This window comes from Oleiphilus sp. HI0125, assembly GCF_001635355.1.
On sequence record NZ_LWGF01001303.1, the window covers coordinates 1 to 905 of the forward strand.

The 905-nt window shown below is 45.7% G+C and carries 2 protein-coding genes; both read left to right on the top strand.

Going from position 1 to position 905, the window contains the following annotated elements; genetic code table 11:
• The coding region (locus A3762_RS22480; protein ID WP_068757716.1) for a riboflavin synthase subunit alpha at window positions 1-454 on the top strand (454 nt) is incomplete at its 5' end.
• Window positions 455-494: 40 nt separating this feature from the next.
• The coding region (locus A3762_RS22485; protein WP_197469503.1) for a 3,4-dihydroxy-2-butanone-4-phosphate synthase at window positions 495-905 on the top strand (411 nt) is incomplete at its 3' end.

Consider the following 905-nt stretch of genomic DNA (forward strand, 5'->3'; position numbering starts at 1 on the left):
TTACACACGATTCGCAACGATGCGAGTCGGTGATCGAGTTAATCTTGAAAAAGCGCTTACGCTTTCGCGCCGTTTAGGTGGCCACTTAGTCAGTGGGCATGTTGATGGAATAGGGTCTATAGTTGCTGTCAGCTCAGAAGGTGACTCATTACGTTATACCATTCACTGTTCATCGGAACTTTCGCGCTATATCGCGAATAAAGGCTCAATTACCGTGGATGGAGTTAGTCTTACAGTGACTGGTTTGGTGGATGAAGGATTTACTCTCAATATTGTTCCTCATACCGCTCAGAATACGATTATCCCTGAGTATTCAACTGGCCGAGATGTGCACTTAGAGGTAGATCTTATGGCTCGCTATGCAGAGCGGTTATTGAGTTTTTCAGATGAAAAGCAATCGCCGAAGTCGGTGATTGATGAAGCGTTTTTAGCAAAGAACGGTTACAAGATATAGAAACACACCTAGCTTAATTTGCTGGGTCTTTGGAGGTTGAATGAAGCTCAACACTGTTGAAGAGCTAGTTGAAGATATCCGTCAAGGTAAAATGGTTATTCTGATGGATGACGAGGACCGAGAGAACGAAGGTGATCTCGTTATTGCGGCAGAGCAAGTGCGTCCTGAAGATATTAATTTCATGGCGACACATGCGCGTGGTCTCATTTGTATGACGATGACGAGAGATCGTGCGGATTATTTTGGCTTGCCTCCGATGGCGCATGCAAATAACGCACAATTTTCTACCAATTTTACTGTTTCGATTGAAGCGGCAGAAGGTGTAACGACGGGCATCTCTGCTGCGGATCGTGCTCATACTATTCGCACTGCTGTGGGTCGAAATAGCAAACCCCAAGATATCGTCCAGCCGGGTCATGTTTTCCCAATTGTTGCTCAGCCTGGTGGCGTA